At 54.8% G+C, this 9446-nt stretch carries 10 protein-coding genes and 1 pseudogene; 8 read left to right on the top strand and 3 right to left on the bottom strand.

The window, feature by feature from the left end; all coding sequences use genetic code 11:
• Positions 1-219, top strand: a pseudogene (locus F8I07_RS05670) (5'-methylthioadenosine/adenosylhomocysteine nucleosidase); the annotation flags it as partial.
• 119 nt (positions 220-338) lie between these two features.
• On the top strand, positions 339-1157 hold the full coding sequence (locus tag F8I07_RS05665) for an ATP-binding protein (protein ID WP_292656863.1): 819 nt from the start codon (positions 339-341) through the stop codon (positions 1155-1157).
• A gap of 62 nt (positions 1158-1219) precedes the next feature.
• Here F8I07_RS05665 and F8I07_RS05660 read toward each other — a convergent pair whose 3' ends face one another.
• Positions 1220-2011, bottom strand: coding sequence for an arginyltransferase (locus tag F8I07_RS05660; protein WP_292656860.1), 792 nt, complete (start codon positions 2009-2011; stop codon positions 1220-1222).
• Between the two features lie 54 nt (positions 2012-2065).
• On the opposite strand from F8I07_RS05660, the gene F8I07_RS05655 reads away from it, so the two are divergent.
• The 5 genes from F8I07_RS05655 (at position 2066) to F8I07_RS05635 (ending at position 6298) form a co-directional block, all read left to right on the top strand.
• Positions 2066-2770, top strand: a complete 705-nt coding sequence (locus F8I07_RS05655; protein WP_292656858.1) for a methyltransferase — start codon at positions 2066-2068, stop codon at positions 2768-2770.
• Positions 2771-2842: 72 nt separating this feature from the next.
• The gene (locus F8I07_RS05650; protein ID WP_292656855.1) at positions 2843-3277 is read left to right on the top strand and encodes a YkgJ family cysteine cluster protein; all 435 of its coding nucleotides are present in this window, start codon (positions 2843-2845) and stop codon (positions 3275-3277) included.
• The gene (locus tag F8I07_RS05645) at positions 3274-4548 is read left to right on the top strand and encodes a tetratricopeptide repeat protein (protein WP_292656853.1); all 1275 of its coding nucleotides are present in this window, start codon (positions 3274-3276) and stop codon (positions 4546-4548) included. The genes F8I07_RS05650 and F8I07_RS05645 overlap by 4 nt, the downstream gene beginning before the upstream one ends.
• Before the next feature lie 44 nt (positions 4549-4592).
• Positions 4593-5384: an indole-3-glycerol phosphate synthase TrpC gene (gene trpC / locus F8I07_RS05640; protein ID WP_292656851.1), complete on the top strand. Its 792-nt coding sequence runs from the start codon at positions 4593-4595 to the stop codon at positions 5382-5384.
• A 380-nt stretch (positions 5385-5764) separates the two neighbouring features.
• Positions 5765-6298 carry a hypothetical protein gene (locus F8I07_RS05635; protein WP_292656849.1) on the top strand — a complete coding sequence of 178 codons (534 nt, stop codon included), beginning with the start codon at positions 5765-5767 and terminating at the stop codon, positions 6296-6298.
• Between the two features lie 174 nt (positions 6299-6472).
• Here the strand turns inward: F8I07_RS05635 and F8I07_RS05630 are convergent, their stop codons facing one another.
• Positions 6473-7399, bottom strand: coding sequence for a hypothetical protein (locus F8I07_RS05630; RefSeq protein ID WP_292656846.1), 927 nt, complete (start codon positions 7397-7399; stop codon positions 6473-6475).
• Between the two features lie 108 nt (positions 7400-7507).
• Between F8I07_RS05630 and F8I07_RS05625 the strand changes: the two genes are divergently transcribed.
• On the top strand, positions 7508-8242 hold the full coding sequence (locus F8I07_RS05625) for an alpha/beta fold hydrolase (protein WP_292656844.1): 735 nt from the start codon (positions 7508-7510) through the stop codon (positions 8240-8242).
• A 307-nt stretch (positions 8243-8549) separates the two neighbouring features.
• On the opposite strand, the gene F8I07_RS05620 is transcribed toward F8I07_RS05625, so the two are convergent.
• On the bottom strand, positions 8550-9446 hold the full coding sequence (locus tag F8I07_RS05620) for a DMT family transporter (RefSeq protein WP_292656841.1): 897 nt from the start codon (positions 9444-9446) through the stop codon (positions 8550-8552).

Below are 9446 nucleotides of genomic sequence, written 5' to 3'. Positions count from 1 at the left end.
TTCGATGCCGACGCCATCGAGATGGAGGGGGCCGCCGTGGCGGTGGTTTGTGACGCCATGGATGTCCCCTTCTTCGTCCTGCGGGCTATCAGCGATGCGGCGGATATGGAGGCGGCCTTTGACTTCGATGAATTTCTCAAACACTCCTCAAAGATCAGTAGCAGTTTCATCATGGCGATGCTGGAGAAGATCAATAACGGGTGGAAATCCAGTAACTAGTCATCTATTTTTCGGGAGTTTCTCTTCATTTTTTTTCTTTGTTTCGCGACAAAGAAAAAGGAAACGAAGCAAAGAAAAAGAAAACGCGAGGGAAGGGAGATGAAAAATTTTTGAACGCTATGACTACAAAAAATTCTGAACAAACAGAGAAAGACAAGGGTATCAAACGGGCGAAGATCTCCAAGAGACTCCTGCGGGTCTTCGGCAAAACCAACGCCGAGTACCGTCTCATCCAAGAGGGGGACCGAATCCTCGTGGGGCTCAGCGGAGGCAAGGATTCTCTGAGCCTGGTCCATCTGCTGCGCAATATGCAGCGGCATGCTCCCTTCGACTTCGAGTTTCTCGCCTGTACCGTCAGTTACGGGATGGAGGGGGAGGATTACTCGGCCCTGCATGCCCATTGCGAAGCCTACGGCATTCCTCATGTCGTCTACGAGACCCGGATCTACGAAATCTCTCAGGAGACGATCCGGGAGGGAAGCTCCTTTTGCAGCTACTTCTCCCGGATGCGCCGGGGGGCGCTGGCCACCTATGCTGAAGAGCACGGCTACAACAAGATCGCTCTGGGGCACCACTTCGACGATGCGGTGGAGAGCTTTTTCATGAACATGTTCTACAACGGTGTCATGCGCTCACTGGCCCCCATCTACAAAGCCGAACGCAATTTCCACGTCATCCGCCCTCTGATCGAAGCCAGAGAGGCCCAGCTGCGGGCCTTTGCCGAAGAGAACGGCTTCGCCACCATCGGCGACGAAGCCTGCCCCGCCATGCGCATTGCCGTCAAAGCCCCCTACGCCCGGGCCGCTACCAAAGAGTGGCTGCGGCAGATGGAAGGGGAACACGAGGATCTCTTCAAAAGGATCAAAGCTTCGTTCAAGCACATTCACGACGATACCTTTTTGGATCCGAGTCGGTGGAAGCGGGAAGAGGGGGAGTGATTGAGAATTGAGAATGGAGGATGGAGGATGGAGAATGGAGAATCAATACCTGCAATTAATTCTCAATTCTCAATCTTCAATTCTCCATCCGAAAGCTCCGCTTTCGCAAACGGTTGCCACTCCGCCTGTCGATCGACGGCGGGGAAGCCGTCGAGGAGCTCTTCGGGTTGGAATCTTGTCTTGTAGGCGAAGGCTTTGCAGCCGTCGACCCAGTAGCCCAGGTAGATCCACCGTTTCCCCAGGCGGCGGGCCAGGCCGATCTGATAGAGGAGGCTGTAGGTGCCCAGGGAGAGACGGGCGTAGTCGGGATCGTGAAAGAAATAGATTGCGCTGATCCCGTCCTCGACCACGTCGATGAGGTCCACTCCCACCAGTCGATCGTCCCGGATATAGAGGACTTCGTAGCCGAACTCGTGGGCGCCTTCGACGAAGTTTTCATAATACTCCCGTTCACTGATATCCCGGTGTTTCCAGCCGTCTTTTTGGGCTTTCCAGGCGTGGTAGCGGTTGTAGAGCTCGATATGTCCGGGGGTGAGACTGGGGGGTTGGACCAGGATCCGGGTTTCGCGGTTGCGTTTGATGGCTCTTTTCTGGGAGCGGGAGGGACGGAAACTCTCCACGTCGATCCGCAGGCTTTTGCAGGCGTCACAGCCCCGGCAGATGGGATGGAAGAAGTAGTTGCCGAAACGTCGCCATCCCCGTGCAATCACTGCCGAAACGAATTCGGGGGAGGCCTCCCGGATATAGCGGTAGTACATCCGGGTCTTTTTGCCGGGGAGATAGGCACAGTCGTAGTCCAGCATACAGAAATCGGTGGACTCGGGATGGAGGCGGTCGTCATTGTGTTGCTTCATGGCCCGATTGTAGCAAAAAAATAGGGTAAAATTTGACAAAAATCCGGGAGTGCAATGTTTCTCTATCAGCCCCCAAACGGCTACTGTTACAACAGTGATTCGATCTTCCTCGCGGACTTCATCCGGCGTTTCCGGCCCCGGGGGAAGCTGCTGGATGTGGGGTGCGGTGTGGGGATCATCTCGCTGCTGATTGGGCGCGATTTCCCTGTGGAGGTGCACGGGGTGGAGAAGCAGCCCCGGATGCTGGCCTATGCGCGGCACAATTTCGCCATCAACGGCATCGGATTTCATGAGATTGCGGGGGATTTCCTGGAGGCGGAGATCGGGGAGCGCTTCGACTTCATCGTCTCCAATCCCCCCTTTTACGATCCCCGGGTAACCCAGAGCAGGGAAGAGAGCCTCAATATCGCCCGCTACGCCCAACACCTCCCTCTGGAGCCTTTCATCGACCGGGTCAGGCACCTGCTCAAACCGCGGGGGCATTTCGTCCTCTGCTACGATGCCAAGCAGAGCGACCGGCTGCTGGCGGCACTTCGGGCCCACAAGCTGACGCCGGAAACGCTCCGTTTTGTCCACCCCAAAATCGACCGGGAGGCCAAGATCGTCATGGTTCAGGCGAGGGCGGGATCGCGTTCGATGTGCCGGGTCCTGCCGCCGCTGATCACCTTCGATGCGGAGGGGGAGTACACGCCGGAGGCGGCGGAAGCTTTTGTCCGGGCGGGAACCCACTCGGTTAAGGGAGAAAGAATTGAGGATTGAGAATGGAGGATGGAGAATTGTCGGTTTGCGTTGCCTTGCAACGCTTTTTTTCAAAATAAAAAGGGCCAACTGATGAAAGAGAATGAGGTTGAAAATGAATCTTTTAGTGAAAATAACGAAGGAGAGGAAAGCCTTCCGATCATGCGGGAAGCGGGGTATGGCTATGCCTTCGATCCCAATGCCTGTGCCGCCTGTGAAGGGGCGTGTTGTCGGGGGGAGAGCGGGTATATCTGGATGAAATATCCCGAGATCGAGGCGATGGCAGAGTATCTGGGGCTCGGTTTGGAAGATTTCGCTAAAATCTACCTGCGTAAGGTGGGCCACCGCTACTCACTGGTCGAGAAGCAGTTGGGGGAAGGGGATTATGCCTGTATCTTCTTCGACGAAACGAAGAAGCGCTGCAGCGTCTATCCCGTGCGTCCCCGGCAGTGCCGTACCTTTCCCTTTTGGGAGAGTTTCAAAAACGATGAAGAGGAAGTGAGACGAGAGTGTCCGGGAATTTTGTGAAACCGATTCTATTGTCACTGTTGGGCGGCGGACTCCTCTGGGCCGCTTCGGCTGCAGGTTCCGCTCAGGAAGATCGTCTGATCGTCGAGGCGATTTTTCAGGATGAGCATCACCGTTTCGATCAGGCCGAAACGCTTTTTGTGAAGCTCTATCACCTGACCGGTCGGAGTGAATACCTGGTCCAGGCGGCCAAAGAGGCGATGCTGCCCGGAGGAGATCCCGCGAAGGTGATTCCGCTTCTCAAAGCATGGATCAGCCGCCACGAAGCCCAAAGCCGGGATACCGGTCCGGTACGGATGCTGGTGGCGCTCTATGCCAAATCGGGGCGCCTCGATCTGGCCGAACCTCTGGCAGACAAATGGCTGGTTCACAGTGACCGTCCCGCTGATCTGAAGCTGGCGGCGACACTCAAAAACGATCTGGGGAAATACAAAGAGGCGCTGGAACTGCTCAAAAGAGCCTATGCCAAGGCCCCGGACGATCGGACACTGTTGCAGGAGGTTTCTCTGCTGGAGAAGCGTCTGAATGATCGTCAGGAAGCGATTCGTCTGCTGGAGACTCATCTGCGTCTGCAACCCGATGCTTCAGTAGCCGTCTATTTCAAACTGATCGAACTCTATGCCAAGGCAAACCGCCTCGACAAGGTCCTGGAGCTCTATAAAAAGCTTTACGAAAAGGATCCCCAGCAGTATTTTTTGCAGAAGATCGTCAAACTCTCTCTCTACACACATGACCTGAATGGGCTGATCGCGTTGCTGGAGAAGCATTCACGGGGAAACGAAGCGCTGCTTTATCGTCTCTATAAAGAGACGAAACAATATGACAAAGCCATTGCTCTCGCCCATCGGCGTTATGTGGAGACCGGCAAGCCGAAATGGCTGGCAGAAGAAGCGATTCTCACCTACGAAAAAGCGAATGCCCAAAAGAAAATCACTCCCCAGGTGCTCAAGACCTTTCGCCGACTCTTCGACAAGGCGCTGAAGCAGGGCGTGGATGACAGCCTCTATCTCAACTATTACGGCTATACGCTCATCGAACACGATCTGGATGTGGAGCGGGGAATCGCCCTGGTGCGTCGGGCCCTCAAGCAGCAGCCTGACAATATCTACTATCTCGACTCCCTGGCCTGGGGTCTCTATAAAGAGGGACACTGCGAGCAGGCCTATCGGGTCATGGAGAAGGTGATTGCCGGGGGCGGGAACAAAGAACCGGAGATCAAGATGCACTGGGAGAGTGTCCGAAAGTGTATGGAGAAAGATAGGGCATTTTAAAACCGCCTTTAACGAGAATTACAAAAAGAAGGAGCATTGCCGCAATGGCCGATATTTTGGATGAAATTATACGTAAGACCCGTGAGGATCTGGAACGGAAGAAGAAGGAGTATCCCCTGGAGTGGCTGGGACGTTCTCTCTCTTTCAACCCTTTTGTTCCCCGGGATGTCCACTCTTTTCTGCGTTCCACACCCGAGGATCCCCACCGGATCATCGCTGAAGTGAAAAAGGCGAGCCCCTCCAAGGGGATCATCCGGGAGGATTTCGACCCGCTGGTGATCGCCCAGGCCTATGAGAAGGGCGGGGCCAGCGCCCTCTCGGTCCTGACCGAACCCCACTGGTTCAAAGGCGACATCGAATATCTGGGGATGATCCGCCGCTATGTAGGCATCCCGCTGCTGCGCAAAGATTTCATCATCGACAAGTATCAGCTGGTGGAAGCGGTGGCCTACGGGGCCGATTTCGTCCTGCTCATTGCCAAGGCTCTCAGCCGCAAGGAGCTCAAGGAGCTTCTGGAGTACACCCGCCATCTCGGGATGGAGGCGCTGGTGGAGATCCACGACAAGGCCGATCTGGTCAAGGCGATCTTTGCCGGGGCCGATATTATCGGGATCAACCACCGCAACCTGGAGACCTTCGAAATGGATATGAGTCTGAGTGAAAAGCTTATCCCGCTGATCCCCAACTCCAAGATCATCGTCGCCGAGAGCGGAATCAACGATCACGAAACCGTCGTCCACCTCTCAGAAATCGGCGCCGATGCCTTTTTGGTGGGAGAGCACTTCATGCGTCAGGAGGATATCACCGGGGCGTTACGGGAGTTGAAAGAAGGATAAATATAATAAAAATTGATATAACAAGTACAATATAATCAATAAATTAAATTAGAAGTAATTTATTATCCGCTATCATTGTCGCAATCCTTTTCGGATAATCTCTTTTTCAAAGGACAGATATATCACGAATCCTGCGACAATACTTCGCCCTTCTGGCACTGAGTCTGCTGACGGCAGCGGCTCTCGAGGCCAAAAACGTTCCCGCCTACTTCTCGGCGCCCTATCACGATACGGCAACAGTCAAAAAATCCCTGCAGAAATCGGGTCTGCATCTTCTCGCCGTCTACCATCCGGCCGGCAAAGGGTATCTCAACGTCATTCTCTATACCAGCGGTACCCTCAAGCATCTCGCGGCAAAACCCAAGCGTGGATTTGCCGCCGTGCAGCGCGTCCTGGTCAACAGCAAAGCCAAAACGGTTCTGGCGACGAATCCGGAGTATTGGCTCCGGGCCTTTTTGCAAAAGGATTACAAATCGGGCAGCGAAGGACCGGTCAAGCGGGCGCTCATCAAGGCCCTGGGCAAACTCCAGCCGATCCAGGATGCTCTGAGCAGCGGTAAACTGGCCAAATATCATTTTATGTTCGGGATGCCCTATTATGAAGATATGACGGTTCTGAAAAAAGGAAACAAGCTCTCCGTGGCCAATCGGGTCTTCACATTGAACCTTCCCAACGGCAGCAAACTCGTCGGAGTGAGGATGCCCAGAAGCGTCGAGAGTTTTGTGAGCAAGATCGGTGAGGACAAGGCTCTGGTGCTTCCCTATACCGTACTGATCGAAAAGGGTGAAGCGCTGATGCTGGCACCCAAATATTATCTGGCGATCTCCTATCCCCGTCTCAGTATGGGACAGTTCATGAAGATCTCCAATACTCCCGGCGCTATCGAAAAAGCCCTCAAACACTCTATCAAATAGCTCCGTCTTCGGTCCCTTCCTCGGGGCCTATCGATGATTCATTCCTCTGTAAAAATATTTTTTTGACGACGCTGAATATTATCATCCTAAACTCGATTGAGTGTTCCGGAAAAGCTCTCTTGGACATTTTTCAGAGGCTTCAATCACCAAGTTGCATGAAAGAGAATGGCAGGATCATCGGGCTTCGACGATCCCCTGAACGCATCGACTGTGCAGAGATCCGGCACCTTTCAGAAGTGTTGAAAGTTCACTGCCTTTTCCTCGGAGGCTGATGGAGATTTCACTGATTTTCCCCCGGTGGCAGCGCAGGGCCAGTTTGTTGCCGCTGCCTCGTCCGAAATCTTTCTCAAACAATTGTCGCAACTGAGCGAGTGTGACCGGGTGGCCGATATGGCTGCGAAGATATTCGCCTACCGAAGATCGATCCACCTGGGCAGTGAGGCTCAGCGCATCACCGAAATAGCGTCCCGGGTCGGGATCGTAGCAGCTGCCGTGCTTGATCCACTCGTGCCGGTCGAGGCCCGAGAGAGCACCGGGGAAGTAGCGCTGCATCGCCTGGCGAAGATCGGAAGAGAATTTCAACGGAGGTAGGGAGCGCAAGCGGTGGTTGCGATCGGCGCTTTGCAGTCGGGCAGGGACATTGCAGTAGACACGGCTGCGGGGCTGAGGCCAGAGGCCGTGAAGGACCAGATGATTGGCGGCACGGTTGAAGAGAGGTCGGCACTCTTTACGATGGGAGTGGGTCCGGCAGAAGCTGTTTTGCCAGCTCAGGACCAGCAGAGAGTTTAGACCGCTTTGGGTCTTTGGTAGGGCAGTATGACTCTCTTTGGGAGCGGCGTGGGTCTGCCCGGATTTCAAACAGGAGTCATCGACCCAGCGCTGGGTAGCGAAAGGGTGCTCAAATTTGACGAGATACTGCCCTTTATGGTGTTGCAAAACCGTATAGCTCTTCCCGGGCTTCAGCGCCAAATGACGGCTGTTTCTGCTGTGGCGAAGATCGTTGTAGGCTTGGCAGCTCTCCACAGCCCGGGCACTGTAACGGGCCTGGAGTGTTGTGGCGAAGGCCAAAAGGATTCCAAGAAGCAGCAGGATCTTTTTCATCGATTGACTCTTTTGTATGGTTTGTGACAGATTGGGAATTATAGCACTATCCGTGATGAGGATTCGGCAACTGTGATACAATTAAAAAAACTTATAAAAGGAGAGTCCATGTGGAGGAAAATCGCCCTGATCTTTCTGGGGATCTCGCTTTGGAGTCTCTCGGCTTCTGAAATACTGACCTTACAAAGCAAAGACGGCTTTCTTCTCAAAGGGTGGCTCGATCTGCCGTCTCAAGGCAAGCCTCCCTATCCTCTGGCGCTGATGGTCCACGAATACGGTTCCGACCATAGGATGTGGAAAGCGCTGGCAGCCCAGATGCGCCGACGGGGCTATGCTACCCTGGCGGTCGATCTGCGGGGGCACGGGGCTTCCGATCGACGTCACGGAAAAAAGGTTCGCGTCAAACCGGGGCACTTTTCCGCGGATGCGAAACGGATCGGTTTTGACAAGATTCCCGACGATCTGCGGGCCTGGATGGATCGGATGGAGGCCCGCAAAGACATCGAGATCGAAGAGCCGGTCTTTTTCGGCTCTTCCCTGGGGGGCGGAGCGGTGATCCCTCTGATGCTCGACTATGAGCCCAAGGCGGTGGTGACCCTCTCACCGGCTTCGCCGAAGAATTTCAATAAAAAGGAGGCGATGGAGTCGGTTCAGGAGAGCAATTCTCCCTGGCTGATCGTCAGCTCCCAGAAGGATTTCGCCCGAAAGAGTGCCGAGCTCTATGCCTCCAAAGCCCAGCTGCCTACGTTGATCATCGTTCCCGGGCAGGGGCATGGCTCCTATACACTGCCTTCGGCCGGTGGGTATATCAAGGCTTTTCTCGATCGGTATTTGAAGCCTTGATCGTTCACCCTGTCATAATGGAGTAGGGGGCTCTTCATTTCTTTTTTCTTTGTTTCGCGACAAAGAAAAAGAGAAACGAAACAAAGAAAAAAGAAAACGCGAAGGACTGGCGTCACTTCGAATGTGCCATACGAAATATGATTTTTTTGGAAGGGCAATAGTAAAGCAGAAAACCTCAATAATTCTTGACTTGTTCCCACCGTCCCCGGTGGGAACACATACCCGGGTTCGAATTCTCAGTAGAGGTTGCTTGGATCGGGGAAGTGCTGTAAGCATTCCCACGGAGACCGTGGAGACGAGAGAAACATTATCCCACGTCCTGATTGTCCGGAGCGGAACGTCGCTGGGCGACGAAGAGGCCCAGGAGGATGAGGGCACCGCCGGTGAGCATGGCGGGGGTGATCTCCTCGTCCAGAACGATGACACCGGTCAGGGCCGTTAGCAGCGGGACCAGATAGATGTAGTTGCCCGCCGCTACTGGGCCGATGCGCTCGATCCCCTGCTGCCAGAGGATGAAAGCCAGCCCGGAGGAGAAGAGGCCCAAAAAGAGCAGATTGAGCCAGACGACCGGCAGCTTCAGTGCCGGCAGATGGAGCGGCTCATGGGCCAAAGCGAGATAGAGAAGCATCAGCACGATGCCGTAGAAAAAGCTCTTGCGGGCGATGAGGAGAAAGTGATAATCCTGCGGAGCTTTTTTCAGCGCGACGGAGTAGAGGGCGAAGGTGGCGGCTCCGGCCAGGGCTAGGAGATCTCCCCGGAGTCTCAGGGTGAAGTGGCGCTCAGAGAAAAGAATGACTCCCATCCCCGCCAGGGCGATGAGAAAACCCAGCAGAAGCGCTGTGCGAAAGCGCTCTCCCCGGACGAGGAAGTGGGCCAGCAGAGCCGTCAGGACAGGGATCGCCCCCATGTAGAGGCCGACATTGCCGGCCTGGGTGAAGCGCAGCGCGAAATTTTCCAGAAGGAAGTAGAGGAAAATCCCCAGAAAGCCCAGGAGAAAGAAATAGGCCTCGTCCCGCCAGGAGCGCACGGTCCGCCATCGGGGATAGAGCGCAAGCAGCAGACCCCAGGCGAGGAGAAAACGGTAGAGCATGATCTCGATGGGGGTCAGGTGGGCCAGCAGGACCTTGTTGCCGACAAAGGCGACACTCCAGATCGCGATGGTGATGAAGGTGAAGAGGTGGCCGGTGAGCCTGGCGGAGGGCAC

This window comes from Nitratifractor sp. (assembly GCF_015487065.1).
GTDB lineage: Bacteria > Campylobacterota > Campylobacteria > Campylobacterales > Sulfurovaceae > Nitratifractor.
Note: the sequence above shows the minus strand (reverse complement) of the source record. Positions and strands in the feature narration are given on the sequence as shown.